Below are 18298 nucleotides of genomic sequence, written 5' to 3' on the forward strand. Positions count from 1 at the left end.
TATGGGATATTTAAAACATAAAGGAAAAAAATATACCTCCGTACTACTAAAGATCTCACGAAATACCGATTTTTCCAGAATTCTGGATGAATTACACCAGATCTTCTTTGCAGGTATTGATGAAAAAATAATTGAAAATATTCGTTACTCACTTCTTGAGCTTGTTAATAACTCAATACGGGCTCATAAAGAGAGGAATGAAAACAGGGACATCCAGCTCAGATTCAAACTCACAGAGGATGAAGTTATTACGACATTGAAAGACTGGGGCGGCGGTTTTGATAAGAAAAATCTGCCCTACGATCTTGATCAGGAAGTACAGGATATTGATATCAATAATCAGGATTTTCTGAATTATAGAGAAAAACATGGTTATCATCGATTCGGGATGGGCCTACTGATCACCAAAAAGACTTTCAGTTTTTTCAAGCTTAGCTTTGTCGGTCATCAGGGTGAGATGCAGGAAGAATACGAGGACGAGAATACGGCTGGAACAGTTATTGAACTAAGGAGCAGACTACAATGACAATTAACAGAAAAAACACAAGAAACCAAAGCTATGCAAAAGTCCTGCTCGACGGCAGTTTGCCCGCCTATATACGAGATATTAGTCCTATGGGATTCAGAGTCTACTCTCCGGTACCCCTCCCCTACAAGGAAGGCTCAATAGTAGTCTGTAAGGTGATCCCTGCGAATCAGGAAGATAAACCATTTGATATTACAGGAGAGATTCGCTGGAACCGTCAGGAAGACAGCGGGGAAGACGTTTTAGGATTTCAGATAAGCTCTTTTGCAGACCCCGAAGGGGAAACTTTGTATGGGGAGCTGAATAAGCGCTTCTCAGGGCAATAATCTGACCATAAAGATTTCTTTGCTTGACGTATAATCCCCCTAACCTTAAAATGGCAATACTCATTAACTATGACATCCCCTGAAGGAGTAACTTCTTGGAACTGAAGGTCAGAAAAAGCAAACACATATACATAATTGACATTGAGGGAGAAATGGATCTCTACAATGCCTATAAACTGAAAGAACTCGTTGGAAAAATGCTTGAAAAAGGGATAGCCCACTATGTTGTAAACATGGAGAAAGTTGAGTATATCGATTCAAGTGGAATCGGAGCTCTGATTTATGTCAGCTCCGCTCTTAAGAAAAAAAATGCGAAACTGGTCATTACCGGTGTTCACGGTTCTGTCAAGAAAGTAATTGAACTGACAAAACTGACCGGATATTTCCCCCTGGAAGAGACACTCAAACAGGGTATTCTCAAACTGATGAAAGGCTGAAAAAATGGACAGAATTGAGATTAATGACAACCATAAACTGATGAATACAGAGGGAATGTTCTATAAGGAATTCCCAAGTGATTTCAGACAGATACGATATTTTACACTTCTAATTGTTCAGAAAGCACCTCCCGAAATCAGGGAGATAAACCTTCTGGAACAGCAGATTTCTGAATTGATAAAGAATGCTGTAAAACACGGCAACGGGAGTAATCCCGATAAAATTGTCAAGGTCTGGTATACCTTCTCAGAAGAGCAGGCCCGAATCATCATAGAGGATAAGGGTAAAGGCTTTACGGCCATCAAAGACTGGAATGACTTCAATATAAAACGTAATGACTGCCTCAATGATGAAGATTATGAATCACTGGCTGAATATGTCTCCTTCAGAACAGAGAAAAGTGATGACAACGACGGCGGAAATGCAATGTTTGCAGCTCTGGAATACTGGAATGAAGGTGTTGTTTTTACAGATAAAGCCAACTGCGTAGCCGTTGGAAAGACATTTCCTAAAAAGAATACCGGTATAGAGCTGGACTAATAGACCGTTCTTCTGCTCAGAAGATCCTTATCCCGGGGAACTGTCTCTCCGGGCCAGTCTCTGAAAGGTATTTCCCAGTCCTCAAGTGACCAGGTATCATTCTCATTATTCATATACATCACTGCTTTCAAATAACCTGTTTCTGATAGAAGAACCAGCTTCATGGATGCTGATGATCCAAGCAGACGAAAACTGCCGGGATAGAGAGCAATGACCTCAGATCCTTTATCAAGATACTCTTCCATCTCCTCAAGAAACAGGGGATGCGCATTCCTGGAAAGAAGTTCACCGGGGATTCTCCCCTTTCTGAAATTTTCCCAGAATTTTACTACAAGAGAGTAGGCCTCACGTTCTGCGAGGGTGTATGAGAGGGGATCCGACAAAGATCCTATCATCAAACTTTCGGGCAGGAGATAAGATGTGGGTTTAATACTCTGCAGATGAAGGGGGCCGGAAAAAGTATCCCAGATTATCTCATGATCTCCCTTCTGTTCATCCTCTTTTATCTTGTCAGATTTTTTATCATCTGAGCCGGATTGATTCTTTGTCAGAGTAAGCACTGAGCCATCTACTGCTGTATTACTCTCCCTAGGGATATCCTCAGGGGGGGTATCCTTTTTTTCCGCTTCTTTGGGAGTACATGAGAAAATCAGAAAAAAGAAAGGAATCAATTGAATCAACTTTAGTCTCATACTATCCTTTTATCAGAAATCCCCTTTGCCGTCAAAGAGGCATATTGTGTATACTGATGTTTATGAGAGAAGAAATCATCAGACATTTAAGTCAAGACTACACTGTACCCGTAAGGGATCCTCTTTGGAAACATATCTACCTGAGTCCCGGTCTCAGAAAAATTATGTACAACAAAGAATTTCAAAAACTCGGCAGAATCAGGCAGCTGGGACCGGCAAGTCTGGTTTATCCCGGAGCAAGTCATACCAGACTCAACCACTCCCTTGGTGTTTTCTATCTGGCAAGGCGCATACTGAAAACAATCCTCTTTTCTGAGCACTGTCCTGACCATCTGACACTGGTGGGGGTAAAATCTTTTCTCTGTGCCTCTTTTCTTCATGACATCGGTCACTTTCCCCATGCCCACTCCTTTATGGAGCTCCCCCTGGCGGATCATGAATTTCTTTCAGGAAAAATTATCAGGGAATCCGAGATTGCCTCAATCATTAAAGATGATATAGGCGGAGATCCCGTACTGACGGCAGCCATAATAGACAGCGCCATCCCGGATAAGGGCAACAAGGAACTGATCTTCTTCAGAAATATCCTCAGTGGTGTTCTGGATCCCGATAAACTGGATTATCTGAACAGGGATGCCTACTTCTGCGGTGTTCCCTACGGTATGCAGGATATCGATTTTGTAATATCCCAGATAAGACCCACAGAGAGCGGGATCTGCCTGACCACCAAGGGTGTGACGGCTGTAGAGAATATTCTATTTTCGAAATACCTGATGTACAAAACCGTCTACTGGCACAGCGACGTCAGAATATCCACAGCCCTGGTGAAAAAGGCGGTTTACCTGGGGCTCTCTCAGGGCTATTTCAAGGCCGAAGAGCTCTATGGAATGGATGATGATGAGTTTTTCAGAAGGATGACTGAGACTCCCGAGGAGCTGGCCTCTCTGGTGCGTGAGTCTGAAACTCCCAGAAAATACAAGATCATCTCCCAGCAGCCCTTTGATGAGGGAAATAAACTGCACAGGGAACTGATGGATCTGGATTTCAGGAATGAATACGAGATGAAGCTGGCGGAGATTATTGAATCCCGCTTTCCAGGACTGCTGCCCGAGAATCATCTGGTAATTGATATACCCTCTAAGATTTCATTTGAGGTTGATGTACCTATATTGGATAAGAAGGGAAACAAACCTTTTATCGGTTCACCCACTGTGTTCAGCGGACCTGTTGTACAGGGATTTACCGAGACCCTCCGGCATATCAAGGTTATCGTCCCCTCATTTGTTGCCGAAAAAGTCCCGGAGCTTGAACTGGACCCCTTTGTCTGAATCTGACTCAGACTCTAGGAATCCGTTTATTTAAATAGATCCTCGATGTCATCTACCTTCAAAGCAAAACCGCTGCCCTGCCCCGGTGCATCACTGTTTCGGGCCTTCATAGGCAGATACTCTTCGTTATACTGCCGGGCAAGTTTGTAGAGACCGTCCTCTTTCTGATCCTCGGGAATCAGAACCTCCAGATTATAGGAGGGATCAGACATTCCATTGAGCATGATGTTCACAGGGTCTGTTACGGTCAATGCAAAGTGCGGAGTGTAACTGATCATCAGAATAATCAGCATACAGAGTATGGAGACAAAAATCAGAAGATTATCTGATGACTCAGAAGCATATAGAGGCTTGAGAGAATAGAAAAGTTCCAGATCTCCCGAGCGGACATATCCGTAATCAGAGGGACCGAACCATGTATTGTAAAAGTCGTTATTGTAACGGGTATATACTGTCCCTTCCACCGTTCTCATAATAAGAACCGAATCGTAGGAGTCAAACTCACCCAGCATATCCCTGTTGCCGCTCTCATACAGACGTTCTGCAGTCTGCGCCATAACCTGGTGCTTATTTACAAAATCCTGTTCCACATCACTTGCAGGAACAAATGCCAGAACAAAAGAAGCTGCAGTCAGGGAGATGACAAAAGAGGAGATCACAGTGGTGATAATCCTGGTAATATGCCTTTGTGCCATAACAGAGTTGACGAACTTGATCTTCTTGAAAACTTTGAGGAGTCTGAGAAGACGGAGGATACGCGCAATTCTGACGGTCTTGACGACCTTTAGAATATTGAGCATTCCGGCGGCGCTCAGGAATGCCGTTCCCTGCAGGAGGGCGATAACAGCAGGACCGGAGCTGAGGAAAAGAAGAGGAAGAGAGGCAATAAGATCCACCCAGCCTCTCTCCTGGAGCATGTATTTCATTACCCTGCCTTTTCTAAGGGCATTGAAATAACGGGTAATAAACTCCAATGAAAAGAACAGGTCAAATCCGAAACCGCTGAAAATGAGAACCTTTCTTACAGACCAGGACCAGCCCAGCAGAACTGCCAGATCTTCAACGAAAGTCTGTATGAGAACCAGAAGGATCACAAAGAGGATAAAATTTTCTATAAAGTCTTTACTCTTTTTCATGGGAATCACCATCCATTCTCGGCAGATATGTTATAGAGCTCAGTGAGCATATCAAAATCGTATCCGTAGTATTTATAGTTGCGTCTTGCCACATTAAACCAACTCTGATCCGAAGCGGCGGCTCCCCGGTCTATCTTCATCCCCTCTTTCATTTGAGAACAGCGGGATGTGAAAATACTGGTCATCCTGGATGTAGCCTCCAGTGTGGGATTATCCTGAAACACCATTGCGCTGTGAACTCCACCCCTGAGAATGGGATCGGGAAGTCCTGGAATTAGTTTAGTCAGCTGTTTGGTTATTTTATCAGCATAATTCGGACTCAGAGCCTGATTGGCCCCCTGAGAGGGACCTCCCGGTGCAAAGAGTACGGTCAGAGGTTTTATCAGCATGGTCGTTTTTAAGAGGTGGTAGATCTCTTCCTGAGGCATTCTGAGTCTCTGAACTTTAGTAAGCTCAAAGTTGATATATTTCTGCCTTTCAAATCCAAGCATTACATATCGTTTCAGCATTCCCGTACGGAGAGCTGTCAGGGGACCTGCCATACTCTGCCTGCCTGCCGGAACCATCAGCAGTTTTTTAATAACTGCCATCAGCTGCTTCTTCATACTCTCCGATGGTGGAGTGAGTTTCATAAAAGAAACGTAGGCATAGTTGGTTCTGTCAAAGATTTCTGATTCAATCTGCGGAAGAATTTCCCTGTTTGTGATATCATACAGGGTATCCGTCATGATTTTATTAATATCCTGCCATGACCAACCGTTAAAGTAAGCAGGGGATGAGAGTGTCGGTTTTAGTTGTTCCTCATTAATAATGAAGAACTGAAGAAGCTGTTCTTCCCTCTGCAGTGCAGAAAATCCATTTAAACTGGGATTCTGCATTAATCTACTGAGAAATTGGAGCGCTTTTGCTTTGTCATTATCCATAGTTTGCCAGTCCAATAGGGTTTTGCTAAATCATCGGTCAGTGCAGGCTTAATCTTGATCAAGCTCACAAGTTAATAATACTGCAAAAATGAAAGGGAATACATTTCTTTTTAACATAATCATCCTGTTCAGCCTCATTTTCCTTTCAACAGGACAGCTTTATTCTCAGGAAACTGCTCCTGAAGACTCTTCAGACAGTTCCCCCATAGGAGCTGAATCCGAAGATCCCGCTGAAGAGACGAAAAAATATCCCCTCCCCCTGGAAGAGGGAGAAGAAGCCCCTGAACATATTTTTGATATGGATCTCGGTGGAGTGGGAGCAGATGTATTCTGGGAAGGATACTGGCGTTTCAGTATGACCTACGGTACAGGATTTGAAAACGGAGAAGATGGGTTTGTCTTTCCTTCGGCCTTTCCGGGACTGAAGGAGGGATTTGAATTCGCCCAGGAACCGGACTTTTTTCTCTCGGTTCTGCTTTTAGACCACTACTTTATAGAGACATCCTTTACTGAGGGTTATGATAAGAACACCTATGCAATGGGTTATGTGGGTGATGAAACAACCGCTCTTAAAGAGGTCCGCATCGGTAATGCGGGTATCGGCATCGGAGAGTTTGAAGGTATTGATGTCTCCAGTCCCAAATACAATACTCCCGGGGTTAAGGCCCGCTTTGAAACAAGAAGTTCAGAACATGAATTGATGATCCGATACGACCCCACTGAGCTGCAGGAAAAAATCTATGTGGGTGAATATGAAGTGGAAGAAGAGACCCTCGAACTCCCCTCATTTGTAGAGGGACAGCGTTTTATACTTCCAAACGAAAACATCTCCGATCTGGTGGTCTATCAGGAAGATTCAGATGGTGAACTCACCGGCAGTGACGGCAGACGCTATACCAACAGGAATATCAGCTACAGTGCCGACCTGACAAAAGGTTTTGTTAATCTGGTTGAGGCCTCTGAAGGCAGGGTTCTGATATACTACCGTGTCGGAGGATCTCCGGTGGGATCAGATTCAATTTCGGAAGATTTCATTATGGCTGCTGATTCCAGGGGGCGTCCTGATCCTACGAGGGCTCTTCTCCCATTCGCCTGGGATGAAGCAAATCCCTACGATCAGAATGGCGGAGATTTCAGAGACAGTGCACTGGTGGAGATCAACGGCAATGAGGCTCTGATGGTTTACAACCCGGGAGAGTTCAGCTCTTTCCAGATGTATAACCGCTACCAGTTCTATACAAACCTGCCTGATGAAAAATGGAGAACCCTGATCTTTCTGGTAGACTCCAGTAAACTTGTGGATGAAGACCAGAACTACATCTATCTGACGGATACTGATGAAAATGATAACAGAACCCTGACAGTTCTGATTGAAAATACCGACAGTCGTGATCCCATTAACCGGATTCCCTTCTCACCGGAAAACCCCGAAGTGTATGGTCCCGGACGGGAAACAGACGGAGACAAGATATCCCGGGAACTGCTCCTGGCAGTAAAAAAAGACAGCAATAACTACTACATAGGAACCAACCTGATTGTGGGATCGGTGAAAGTATATGTAAACGGTGTGGAAGATAAATCCGTAGAGGTTAACTACGAAACAGGTGAGATCTTCTTCAGCCGCTACATCTTTCCCGAAGACAGAATCATCGTGACCTACAGAACAGAGACTGTAGGTCTTGGCGGCGGCGACCTCTTTATGGCCCAGGGAAACAGGCTTTTTATAAATGAGAACACCACGGTGGAACTGGCAGAGGCTCTTCGCTGGACACTGCCGGAAAATCAGATGACAGAGGAAGCCGGCGAGAGCCCGGGACTTGTGGAACTGGCAGGAACCATGTTCTATGAATCTGAAAATCTGAATGCCATGGTAAATGGAAGCATCAATATTTCCACTTCTGATACTTCAGGGAATCTTAGGCTGATGGGAATGGAGAAGAGTGGTTATACCTTCTCAGTCACAGATGATCAGACGGTTACTTCGGAGCTGGATCTGACTCCTTTCCTTGGTTATCCCGCTGCTTCGAACAGGGCAAAACTACTCTATAGGAACTTTGAATCCACCAATGCAGGTGGACAGGACTATTTAAATGATTATACCTGGGGGGGAGCCTCCATCGACAGCAGCCGGGAGGGACCTTCCATTGCAGCGGCCGCCGCGAATGATCCCTTTTCAAGCAGGGTTATGGCCCTGACCTACGACCTGAGCGGGGGAGAATGGTCTGCTGGAGACTATCTTCCCGATGAGAACGGTCCCATCGACTTTTCAGGATATACAACCCTGAGTTTCTACCTCTACCGACAGCATCTGGGGACTGATAATCTCGAGCTTGAACTGAGGATCGGAGACAATGGCGAAGCCGAAGATATCAATGAAAATGGGAGCATAGACAAGGGTGATTCACGCTTTCTACTCGTGGAGGACCTTACATCTGAGATACCCGCATCACAGGGAACATGGGAAAAAGTTGAAATTAAACTTTCCGAGTCTGACAGACAGAAACTGAGCAGAGTCCGCTCTCTCCGCTTTGTTCTCACATCCCCGTCAGGAAGCTCTTCGGGAGATCTTCTGGTGGGAGGAATAACGGGAGAGGGTTCTCCCCTCACCATATCAGTAACAGACTCAGGCGGATTTGAACGGGATGCAGATGATATCAATGTAGTTGAACTGGAGGAGTATGATCTGGCGTTGAGCTTTCCTGAAGTTATGAGTATTTTCCACCCGGAGGGTGAGGATCAGAAGGTTCTTAAACTAAGCTGGGGAAACGACAGCGGTGGAGATCCTCTTGATGCAGGAGATACAATAAGCGGTAAAAGCTGGTTCAATGCTGTGCCGGTCACAGACTATGCCGAAATGGCTGTATATGTGAAAAATGAGACGACTATTGGAGAAGGAAGCTTTTCCATGACAGACAGTCAGGGTCGGGGAATCCAGGTGAAATACAACCCCGGTTCAACAAACTGGGAAAAACTGGTAGTCGACCTCCAGGAAGGTACAGCCTCATTTTCCGGATCTTCCACTGTCTCATCTCTCAGTATCGATCAGGAAACTACTGAGTTCACAACCTTCAGCCTTACAAGAAGCGGAGTGGGATCGGGAACTATGATTGTGGATGAACTCCACTTTGCCGAACCGAATTTCTCCACCGGAAGCACCATCGAAACCTTTGTGGATTACAAGAAACCAGGAATTATTGCTGCCACCTCGGGTGGATTTCCATTGCTGGCGGATTTCAATGTGTCCAGCCGTTTCAACTATTACGGCCAGACAACAGACTCCTACTTTGTACGCAATGCCAACAGAATAGAGAGTCAGCTCTCCAGCGGAGTTGATCTGATGAATGTCCGTATGCAGGGTGACTTCGAAGTGGTCTGGTCCGGAGGCGAGGCCTATCTTGCGGGAGGACATTTATTCAGAATTCCTTCTAAATCACGGTTCGGCTGGGTTTCAGACAGCTATTCCCGCTCTTTCCAGCCGGGAAATGATTACATGACCCGCGAAAATGTGATTCACCTGACACCCTTCCGTTTTATAGCCCTTGAAGTCGACAGCAGCAGCAATGCCTCCCTGGAGGAGATAACACAGGGATGGGGAGGTTTTATCAACCTGAACACAGGCCCCAACAGCAGCACATCAATTGATGCAGACCTCTATCAGAGCTCTGATTGGGAATCGGACTCAGGGAATTATTTTAATGAATGGAGTAATGACTTCAAATATATCATTCCCCTTGAGGACGGAATATCAAGCCGTGAAGGTCTGAGCAGCCTGAAGACCCAGAGGAATCCCCTCCCCCTTGGATTTTCGCTGGAGACAAGGATGGAGTATGAGGCTCTGCAGCAGCTGGACTGGCAGCAGGAGAACAGATGGTATTCGGATATCTCCTTTCCTCTTGAAATAGCCAACCCTACCACGCCCTGGACCATTAAACCGGGATACAGGCGTGAACTGACACAGAAGGTATTTCCCGAAACCTATGATGATTTCGCAGATGACCTGAGCACCCTTTTTAATGTGCTGGGTTCCCAGTTTCCTCTGACACACTTCATCCCCTTTTATGAGATTTTCGGAAAGCAGAATCTTGATGACTTTGAGGATACCCTGGGTTTAACAGATGAATCCACCTATAAACCCGAAGTCTATATGGAAATAAACCGCCTTTCAGGTTCAAATATCAGGGATCTCTTTATTCCCTCTGGAGTTGATGTGGGTATTCAGAGGGAGTACTACAAGAAACAGGATTCGGTCTACATACAGCATGACTGGAACTTCCAGCTCCTTCAGTCGGCCATAAACCTCTTCGGTGACTGGGGACAATACCCCCTGTTTAAATTCTATGCCACAGATGAGTGGTCCAGTTCTATTCAGTTTATTATGGGAGGTTCGGATCTCTGGACTCCCGAGGCAGAAGAGCTTGTCTATCAGAACTATCTCACTCTGGCTGGAGAGAAGGACTGGGAGTTTGTTCTGGATAACCGCTTTACCCGCAAATGGGAGGAAGAGTACTTCCAGGATGATTTTCAGATGATCTTCCGCTGGTTCGAACCGGAAAATCCGTTTTTTAAATTTCCATTCTTCGATTATCTGGTGATGAAACCAAATAGAATGGAGCATGAGGAAAAACTTATCTTCACCGGCTATTTTGATGAGAGTGATTCCACGAAAACCAGCTTCGATACAATTCTGAGACATGAATCAAAGCTGGTAATCACCGGCCTGGGTTCTCTTAAAGGTTGGATGGCCCTGGGACTGGGTGGGAAAAAAGAAGTATTCAGAAACGGTTATGAACTGGGACTGGAGCTGGAAATGAATTTCTGATAGCTTAGAGAAAGATAATCTATCGGCTTCAGGAGTCTTAACAGATGCAATCAGAAATGCAGTCACAGGTCAAAGTATTAAAAGAATCTGTTGCCCGCAAAATAGCTGCGGGTGAAGTGATTGACCGTCCCAATTCCATTGTCAGGGAACTTATGGATAACGCCATAGATGCGGGTTCCACACGTCTTGATCTTACCCTCGAAGGCGGCGGTATAGACCGCATCCGCCTGGTGGACAACGGACGGGGAATGAGCAGAGATGACCTGACGCTCTGCTGTATGCCCCATGCCACAAGCAAAATCGAGACAGAAGATGATCTGATGACCATCAAGAGCCTCGGATTCAGAGGAGAGGCCCTGAGCAGCATTGCAGCCAGCAGCCGCCTTGAGATCATCTCTACAAGAAATGATGAGACCAGCAAACTATCCATACAGGACGGCAGACTCACAGATCCAGTTCCCTGGAGAGGGGATCGCGGCACCATCGTGGATGCACGGGATCTTTTTTATTCCATACCAGCCAGGCGTAAGTTCTTAAAGCGCCCGGCTTCCGAGGGAACCCTCTGCCGTAAAACCTTTCTGGAAAAAGCACTCCCCTTCCCGGAGATTCATTTTCAGCTGATAAATAACGGAAAAATCCGGGATGTTCTCCCCCCTTCCAGCCTGAAAGAGAGGGTTGTGGCCGCCTACGGCGATGCCTGCCCCGCAGGAATGATGGAGGAGCGGAAGACCTTTATGGATGGTGCGGAAATCACCATTGTCGCCGCACGCCCCGAGTGGAACCGCAATGACCGCCGTTATATGCAGGTCTTTGCAAACAACCGCCGGATAGATGAATATGCCTTTGTTCAGGCCATGCAGTACGGCTATGATGAAATACTGCCCGGAGGAGTTTTCCCCCTATGTTTTGCCTTTCTCCAGGTAGATCCCGCCCTGGTGGACTTCAACATTCATCCGGCCAAGAGAGAGGCCCGCTTCCGTAACAAGGGAGCCCTGCACCATGAGCTTGTGTCTCTTATCAAAGACTTTCTAAGGGAATTCTCTCATACATTTCCTGGAATGACACTTCCTGATGCAGAACCCCAGGAGCTGGGCATGGGGTTTGAGCCCCGACAGTCAGGATCAGCTGCTGCAGCCGGTCCTGCCGCCGCAAAGGAAAGAATTAACTGGCAGCCTCCTTCCGGGGGACAATTCCCCGGGGGAAATAACTCTTCAGGCCGACGACAGTCAGGGCATCAGAGCTATCCCGCCACTCCCGAGGCCCAGACCCGGCGCTTCACTGAACTGGTTAAAGAGACTCCCCCCCTGCGCAGTCATCTACATCCCGATAACGGGACGGCCCCCATGGCCCCGCCCCAGGAAGCCATAAGCGGTTCAATCCGTTATATGGGTCAGATCATGGGTGTATTTCTCCTGGCGGAAATAGAGGACGCTCTCTATATTCTAGACCAGCATGCAGCCCATGAAAAACTCCTCTACAACAGATACCGCAGCGAGATTCCTGCCCGTCAGGATCTGCTTATCCCCTTTGAATTTGAAGCCGGTGAGGAAGAAATTCGTTTTATGGAAGCCCACAGAAAGCTCTTCGAGGACCTGGGTATTGCCTTCGGACCCGGTACAGAAGAGGGGATATGGGAGATTACAGCCCTGCCCCGGGCAGCACTCTCCATGGAAGAGGATATCGTAGACTTCCTGAGATGCAGAAAAGGAAGCCCCGCAGAGCTGCAGAAAGAGCTCTATGCCACCATGAGCTGCCGCAACGCCATAAAAGAGGGAGATTCCATTGATCCCGGAGCTGCACTGAAACTTCTGAAGGGAGCCCTTGCTCTGGAGAATCCACGCTGTCCCCACGGACGCATAATGTGGTTCCGCCTGAGCCGTGATGAGCTCTACGGACTTGTAGGCCGACTGGTATAACCTTTGATCCGCAATTATTGACCTCCTATTCCCAGTTTGTTCAGTTGATGGATTTCTCAGAGCTGATACCATTGAATCAAAGCTCTGGGAGGATTCAGAATGTTAGTAAAAGTTGATGCAAAACGGGGAAATCCCGTTAAAGCCGGTGAGAGGATTCAGGCACTTATTGAGAGAAGCCATACTCTGGCAGTTGAAAATAAAAGAAATGTATATGTTGATAATGCGGAGTTTCTGGTCTATCACTGGTCAGGTGAGGCAGCAGCCTTCAGTCCCAATACGGGGGATCTCTCTGCAGATGAAGAGTTAAGAATAAATATCGGCGACCACAATGCCAGAGTGGATGTGGGCGGACCTTTCCCCTATGCTGCCGAAATGCCTTCCAAGGTGAATGGCTTTGAATATACAAGTAAAAACTGGGCCGAGGATTATGCTTTTTTCCTTGATCACAGCCCTGCAGAAGTTCTTGATAACGAGAGAGTCGTAGGTGAGTTTCACTGGATGCTGGAAGAGGCACGTTTCTTTCAGTACCCCGAAGAGCAGAGAAAACTGGGACGGGATGCCAGGGAGCTTGGAGCCGGTGGAATAAGTTTTACCCATACCTGCCCCGACCTGACAATCGGTCTGAACCTCGGCTGGGGCGGCCTGCTGAACAAGATTCAGGAACGCAGAGAGAAATTTCTGAACTACAGTAATATAAAATCAGCCGAATATCTGAACGCCTCTGAAACGGTATTAAAAGCAATCATGCGCTATATCGAAAAGCATGCAGAGAAAGCCCATGCACTCTCTCTGAAGGAAGAAGATCCTCAGAACAGGAATAACTATGAATTTATAGAGAAAAACTGCAGGGCCATTATCTCTGATGCCCCCAGCGGTTTTGCCGAAGCCGTCCAGTGGATACAGCTGTTTACAACTGTTGAAAGAATCAACGGTCATGGAAACGGATATGGCCGTCTGGATCAGATGCTAAATGACTTTTATGTCAAAGATATTGAAGCCGGAAATATTACACGGGATGAAGCAGTATCACTAGTGGCGGAACTCTATCTGAAATACGGGGGAAACTACTGGTCATTCGGTGGAAGAGATATAAACGGAGAAGATGCTACCAATGAGATGAGCTGGGTCTGTATGGAAGCCTATGATATTACGGGCGGCTATAACCATCTGGGTCTGATGTGGCACGAAGATATTGATAAAGACTTTTACAATTACGGATGTGAAGTTCTGGCAAGACACAACTGTGGAACTCCTACATTGGTCAATTTTGATGTTCTGAGAGACAGCCAGCTGCGATGCGGTGTTAAAGAGGAGGATGCCTGGAATATGGCATACTCCGGATGCCAGTGGTACTGTGTTGTGGGTAAAGAGTACAACGATCAGGATCTGAACTCTTTTGTTCTTGTTCAGCCCATGCAGAGAGCCATGGAAATAGCAGCAGAGAGCGGAGTAGATGATTTTGAGAAATTCTGGGACATTTATGATACCGAAGTAGATAAAACTGCGGAGATATTGAAAGATTTTAAGAACGAAACCTACAAATGGCAGGCTAAAGTCTGGCCTGAAATGGTTACAAGCTTCTGTATGCACGGAACTCTGGAAAACGGACGGGATGTTACGGATATGCAGGCGGTGGACTACAACTTCACCTCAGTCAATGTTCTGGGTGTTCCCAATGTAATTGACTCCATCTATGCCATAAAAGAACTGGTCTTCAATCAGAAGAAATACAAGATGAAAGATCTCATTGATGCTGTTGCAAATGATTGGAAAGGCAGTGAAATTATGCAGCAGGATTTTCTCCATCAGCCCAAATTCGGCAATGCCCATGAAGATGTTGATGCCATGGGAGTGAGGATTTCCGAGCATATAAGAGAAACCCTTGAGAGCAAACGAAATATCAAAGGATTCAACTTCCGCCCCAGCCTTTTCCAGTATATGGGGCATACCTATGCGGGAGAGCTCCTGGGAGCCACCCCCGATGGTAGAAACACCGTTGAACCTCTTGCCCATGGAATGAATCCCATGCACGGTAGAAACACAGAGGGAATGGCAGCAACCATGCAGTCATTCTGCAGCCTTGATTACAGAAAATATCAGGGCGGATCTTTCCAGGTTGAACTGCAGCCCTCTTTCTTTCCCGATGAAAGCAGCAAGGGAGATCTGGTGGAGACCTTCTCAAAGATTTTCTTTAATAAGGGAGGTGTACAGATCAATCTGAACACTGTTGATCTTGAAAAACTCAAGGATGCCATGGAGCATCCTGAGAAGAAAGAATACAGAAGCCTGGTTGTAAAAGTAACAGGTTATTCGGCCCACTTTATCGTCATGGACAGGAAGTTTCAGGAAGAGTTTCTACAGAGAGTGAATTACGCCTCTCTATGACAGCCGAAACCTTTGATATCTACAGACTGTCACGCCATGACGGCCCCGGGATGAGAACCGTTCTGTTTCTCAGGGGATGCCCCCTGAGATGCAGATGGTGTCACAACCCTGAAAGCTTCAAGGCCGGTGATGAAATCTGGGCATTCAGGGAAAAATGCATCGGCTGCGGCCTTTGTATTCCCCAATGCCCTGCGTCTGCATTGAAACTGGATGATAATGGGATAAATCTTGACCGTAATTCCTGCATCAGCTGTATGAAATGTACAGATATCTGCCCCTCCCATGCTCTGGAGCCCATTGGAAAAGAGCAGAACCTTGAAGAGATTATGAAACTGATTCTGAGAGAAAAGGCATTTATGGATAACAGCGGCGGAGGCCTGACTGTAAGCGGCGGAGAACCTCTCCTGCAGGCAGACTTTGTAAAAGCACTTTTTGTTGAGTGCCGGAGACTGGGGATTCATACGGCTCTGGATACATGCGGACTGGTCCCCTGGGGTAATTTTGAAAAAGTTCTGCCCTACACGGATCTCCTTCTCTTTGATGTGAAGCACCATGACAATGCAGAACATAAGAGACTGACGGGAAGCGGAAATAAACTGATACTCCAGAATCTTTACAGAGTGAGAGACTATCTGGAGCAGGAAGCGAGTTCTCCAGAGCTTTGGATAAGAACTCCTGTTATCCCCGGAGCGACTGCCTCAAAAGAGAATATAAAAGAGATAGGGAATTATCTGAAAGATAATATAGGGGAAAAGATTTCACGCTGGGAACTCTGCGCCTTCAATCCACTGGCCACAGAAAAATACAGCCGGCTTCAGCTTGACTGGAATTATGAAGACTCTGAGCTTCTCTCAACAACTGAGTTCTCATACCTGGTAGAACTTGCAGAAGAATCCTTTGAAGATTCCGAAAGGGTCTACTCCTCGGGACTGACATCAAAGGGCTGATTTCTGTTTTTATACTCTGCCGGAGAGCATCCCAGATATTTATGAAATGTTCTGAAAAAATAATTGGAACTGGAAAACCCCACATCAATACCCACCTGACTGGCGCTTATAATATTCTGATCTAAAAGCTTACAGGCACGTTCTATCCTGATGGTGTTCAGATATGTGGAAAAGACCTCATTGGTCTCCTCTCTGAAGAGCTGTCCAAGGTAGGCAGCCGAAAGATTAAATTGAACAGAAAGGGTCTTCAAAGACATGGGTGTCGTGAAATTACTGTTTACATAATCCACTATCAGCTTTCCGACAGATTTAGGTGTAGATCGTCTTTCACTGATATTGAGACACAACTTGATAGAGATGGACCGAAGCCACTCTATGGCTCCTTCCGAAGTTCTCTGGCGCACCAGATTCTTAAACAGATCCTCATATGATCCCATTATGGATGGACCATCCAGGGACTCGGTTTTAATCAGATTAAGCAGATTGGAGAGAATCTCAAAACTGAAACCCTGAATATATTCACTCGAGATAGTCGGGTGATCATGAACTTCATCAAGAATAAGCTCAAAGTATCTGTTTATTCCCTCTTCATCAATCTCAAGAATACATTTGTATAAAATATCAGGATCACACTTACTGAAGGGTATCTCCTTTGAATTGATACTGGAGATATTCTCTTTATCCAGTATTTTTACCGGAAGATAACGGAGCGGGCTGATCTGAAGCCCCTTGAACCAGTCGACCGCCACCTGAATAGGCAGCTCTCCATCCATTTCCGGATTTTGCCAGGTAATGATATCAAGTTCTCCCTTCAAAACCATATTGATACCCACAGTGGTGCTTCCATTTGCCGCACGGATAATATCGGAGCGGCCCATCTCCTTCAGAGCATCATTGATTCCCAGCTGACAGACATTATCATCAGCAGAAATGATCCCCTTCAATTCTGAGCCGTATTCTTCAAGCCATCCCAGTACGATCTGCCTTGTATGTTCGCGGTTCAAATTCCCCGACTCTGAACTGAGAAAGGTCATATCCCTGTAGTTCTCATTGATCTGAGTAATAACACCCCACTTTCTTGCATAATATGCTGAAGTTTCATCAATATGAGTGATAACTGCATACCCGCCCTGCCCCTTCATCAGATGGGCAAAGCTCTCTGCCAGGGCTCTGCTCTGAGCCCAGTCATCCGGCCCCGTCCATGAGAGAATATATTTAAAACCTTCGGCATCGGGGAGCAGATTACTGGCAATAACGGGAACCCCCGCATCATAGATTCTTTTATAAAGATAGGAACTCTCCTGATTGGACTCAGGAATAAGTAAAATAAGATCCGGTGGATTATCAAGGACTGCCTCGATCTGTTCCTCCTGCAGGTTCGGGTCCCATTGAGAATTGTAGATATCAAGATTGATACCGAATTGCTCTGAGATCCGTGTCAGGCCGGATTTATAGGCTGAAAGATAAGGATGATTATCTGCAAGGAATGCGGCAATCCGCTTTCCCCTCACACCGTCACCGAGAACCCTGGGCTGTACTGCTTTATTTACATTCCATCCGGCATACTCTTTATCATACCAGTAATTACGGTCGGTTTTTGAATAGGAAATATCCGAATCCGGTCTGGGAGGAATCCTCTTGAGTGCTGAGTTCCAGAATATGGGCTGGTGTTTGGTTTCATCGGATATCATATGGATATATTATATACACATTACGATATAATTTTTATTTTGTATTATTTTTTTTTATACAATGTTCTACCCATTGGAGATCCATCTTCTTTAACTGAAAGATTCATAATTAAATAATTGATGCCTCCAGTCCACTGGAAAATGCGGTACTGGACAAGAATTGAAGACATAAAAGGGGTCTTGGATTTAAGAGAACAAAGGTGAGGTTGTTGACGGAGGATTATCGGCAGTGGATTCTGTAAGTTTGTTAAGTAATTTTTTTTATCGACTACTTGAATTAAAAAAACCTTTTCCTACTGTTTAGTATCATTATATTTTTTAGTTCAATTACATTATCAGAATTCATCCATTGCTCCTGAAAGTCATTTAGCCCAACTAAGGTAGCAATTGAAGCAATCGTTTTTAAATGTAAAATTCTCTTGTCTTTTGTACCGCCTAAGAGGAAAACGGCTTTGACATCATTTTCTTTGTCAGTGAATTTTATTCCGTCTTTACATCTTACTATCTCAACTTTCGCAGTTGTTAATTCCTTTCAATAAAAAGAAATAGGCAAGATTGCTCAGATAAAATATAATAAAATAACCAAATTTTTAAAATTATCGGAGCAAAACTGCCATGAATAATACTGTAA

The 18298-nt window shown here is 45.6% G+C and carries 13 protein-coding genes and 1 pseudogene; 9 read left to right on the forward strand and 5 right to left on the reverse strand.

Annotated features, from left to right (window positions below; all coding sequences use genetic code 11):
• Position 1 precedes the first annotated feature (1 nt).
• From DV872_RS21960 to DV872_RS21975, 4 genes are all read left to right on the forward strand, one after another.
• Positions 2–526 carry an ATP-binding protein gene (locus tag DV872_RS21960; protein ID WP_114632120.1) on the forward strand — a complete coding sequence of 175 codons (525 nt, stop codon included), beginning with the start codon at positions 2–4 and terminating at the stop codon, positions 524–526.
• Positions 523–852 carry a PilZ domain-containing protein gene (locus DV872_RS21965; protein WP_114632121.1) on the forward strand — a complete coding sequence of 110 codons (330 nt, stop codon included), beginning with the start codon at positions 523–525 and terminating at the stop codon, positions 850–852. The genes DV872_RS21960 and DV872_RS21965 overlap by 4 nt, the downstream gene beginning before the upstream one ends.
• Positions 853–947: 95 nt before the next feature.
• On the forward strand, positions 948–1289 hold the full coding sequence (locus DV872_RS21970; RefSeq protein ID WP_114632122.1) for an STAS domain-containing protein: 342 nt from the start codon (positions 948–950) through the stop codon (positions 1287–1289).
• 4 nt (positions 1290–1293) lie between these two features.
• Entirely contained in the window at positions 1294–1830 is a 537-nt protein-coding gene (locus DV872_RS21975; RefSeq protein ID WP_114632123.1) for an ATP-binding protein, read from the forward strand.
• Here DV872_RS21975 and DV872_RS21980 read toward each other — a convergent pair.
• On the reverse strand, positions 1827–2522 hold the full coding sequence (locus DV872_RS21980) for a hypothetical protein (RefSeq protein WP_158547120.1): 696 nt from the start codon (positions 2520–2522) through the stop codon (positions 1827–1829). The two genes, DV872_RS21975 and DV872_RS21980, sit on opposite strands and share 4 nt — an antisense overlap.
• A gap of 62 nt (positions 2523–2584) precedes the next feature.
• Here DV872_RS21980 and DV872_RS21985 point away from each other — a divergent pair, with 62 nt between their 5' ends.
• On the forward strand, positions 2585–3850 hold the full coding sequence (locus DV872_RS21985) for an HD domain-containing protein (protein ID WP_158547121.1): 1266 nt from the start codon (positions 2585–2587) through the stop codon (positions 3848–3850).
• Positions 3851–3876: 26 nt separating this feature from the next.
• Here the strand turns inward: DV872_RS21985 and DV872_RS21990 are convergent, their stop codons facing one another.
• Positions 3877–4986 carry an ion transporter gene (locus DV872_RS21990; protein ID WP_147283240.1) on the reverse strand — a complete coding sequence of 370 codons (1110 nt, stop codon included), beginning with the start codon at positions 4984–4986 and terminating at the stop codon, positions 3877–3879.
• Between the two features lie 5 nt (positions 4987–4991).
• A complete protein-coding gene (locus DV872_RS21995) occupies positions 4992–5909 on the reverse strand; it encodes a hypothetical protein (RefSeq protein ID WP_114632127.1) in 918 nt (305 codons plus the stop codon).
• A gap of 88 nt (positions 5910–5997) precedes the next feature.
• On the opposite strand from DV872_RS21995, the gene DV872_RS22000 reads away from it, so the two are divergent.
• From DV872_RS22000 to DV872_RS22015, 4 genes are all read left to right on the forward strand, one after another.
• Complete coding sequence (locus DV872_RS22000) at positions 5998–10728, forward strand: hypothetical protein (protein ID WP_114632128.1); 4731 nt, start codon at positions 5998–6000, stop codon at positions 10726–10728.
• A gap of 44 nt (positions 10729–10772) precedes the next feature.
• Positions 10773–12644 (forward strand): DNA mismatch repair endonuclease MutL, encoded by a 1872-nt coding sequence (mutL, locus tag DV872_RS22005; protein ID WP_114632129.1) that lies wholly within the window; start codon positions 10773–10775, stop codon positions 12642–12644.
• A 99-nt stretch (positions 12645–12743) separates the two neighbouring features.
• The gene (locus DV872_RS22010) at positions 12744–15029 is read left to right on the forward strand and encodes a pyruvate formate lyase family protein (RefSeq protein WP_114632130.1); all 2286 of its coding nucleotides are present in this window, start codon (positions 12744–12746) and stop codon (positions 15027–15029) included.
• Positions 15026–15976, forward strand: a complete 951-nt coding sequence (locus tag DV872_RS22015) for a glycyl-radical enzyme activating protein (protein ID WP_114632131.1) — start codon at positions 15026–15028, stop codon at positions 15974–15976. Before DV872_RS22010 ends, DV872_RS22015 begins: the two co-directional genes overlap by 4 nt.
• On the opposite strand, the gene DV872_RS22020 is transcribed toward DV872_RS22015, so the two are convergent.
• Both DV872_RS22020 and DV872_RS27315 read right to left on the reverse strand, forming a co-directional pair.
• Entirely contained in the window at positions 15946–17667 is a 1722-nt protein-coding gene (locus DV872_RS22020) for a substrate-binding domain-containing protein (protein WP_114632132.1), read from the reverse strand. The genes DV872_RS22015 and DV872_RS22020 overlap by 31 nt on opposite strands.
• A 277-nt stretch (positions 17668–17944) precedes the next feature.
• Positions 17945–18178: pseudogene (locus DV872_RS27315) on the reverse strand (PTS sugar transporter subunit IIA); the annotation flags it as partial.
• Positions 18179–18298: the final 120 nt, after the last annotated feature.

This window comes from Oceanispirochaeta sp. M1, from assembly GCF_003346715.1.
Classification (GTDB): Bacteria; Spirochaetota; Spirochaetia; order DSM-2461; family DSM-2461; genus Oceanispirochaeta.